This is a genomic window from Tessaracoccus sp. OH4464_COT-324 (genome assembly GCF_003932855.1).
Taxonomy (GTDB): domain Bacteria; phylum Actinomycetota; class Actinomycetes; order Propionibacteriales; family Propionibacteriaceae; genus Arachnia.
Genome location: NZ_RQYZ01000069.1, coordinates 1 through 997, shown reverse-complemented (window position 1 = coordinate 997; position 997 = coordinate 1). Strand labels below are relative to the sequence as shown.

Annotated in this window: 1 protein-coding gene and 1 pseudogene; both read left to right on the top strand. The window is 63.5% G+C overall.

Features of this window, described 5'->3' with window-relative positions:
- A partial coding sequence (locus tag EII42_RS12180) for a hypothetical protein (RefSeq protein ID WP_233558402.1) occupies positions 1-768 on the top strand: 768 nt, incomplete at its 5' end.
- 8 nt (positions 769-776) lie between these two features.
- Positions 777-997 (top strand): annotated as a pseudogene (locus EII42_RS12175) (hypothetical protein); the annotation flags it as partial.

Genomic DNA, 997 nt, shown 5'->3' with positions numbered 1-997 from the left:
GAGCGCTATTGCGCGGAACAGATCGAGAAGTGGTACATGAGAACCCACGAGGAAGGGGTAAACGCCACCGAGATCCTGCGCGCGCTAGCAAACCAAAACGATCTCTCGATAGCGTACTCGAACGCCACCGCCGCCGCGCTCAGAGCCGCCGTGGCCGTCTTCGTCTACCACAGAGAAGCCCCCGCCAAACTCCAGGCAGAATACGACCAGTGGCTAGAAGCCAGCAAGATCCTCAACGACATTGCCAAGTCGTTGCCCTTGATGGAGAAGGTGCCCGGCTGGAGCGGGCCCGCGGCCGATGAGTACACCGAGATGGCCGGGGTGCAAACCCAGGCCAGCCTGGAGCTGGCCGCGCTAACCACCGTGGTTCTTGAGACCTACAAACTGGCGATTCAGGTGAATGTGACGATGGCGGCCTACGAGTACCTGTGTCAGGTGGTGGAGCGCGCCGAGGCCGACAACTACACGCCCTCCGCCCCGGAGTGCTACGGGCCCACCAAGCGGCTGACCCAGCTGATGGCCAACGCCATGGACGAGATCTGCGCGCTCGAAGGAAAGATCGGCCAGACCCAGCAACACCTGAACGAGGACATCACTGCCGCGCAGAACGCGCTCAGGGTCTACGTCGATTCCATCTGGCCCCACGGCACCGCGAAGGCCGGCGTCAAGGCCGGGAACATCCTAGGCCTGCGCCCCACCCCGCCGATGGATATCTCCGATAAGCTCGACGACCCGGACGCGCAGGGCAACCTCCGCCGTAACCGGTAGCCAGCATCATGAAGACCGGTCAAAGCCTGTGGTGGGCCATCATCGCCGTTCTCACCTTGATACTCGCCGTACTCACTGCGGTGGTGTGGTTGCGCCCCACCCAGCCCACGGTCACGCCCGGGCCGTCTCCCACCTACATCTGGAGCACCACCACCCCAACCCCCATCCAGCTCAACACCCCAACCCCAACACCCACACCCACCACCCCGGTATGGACCGTCATCGAACC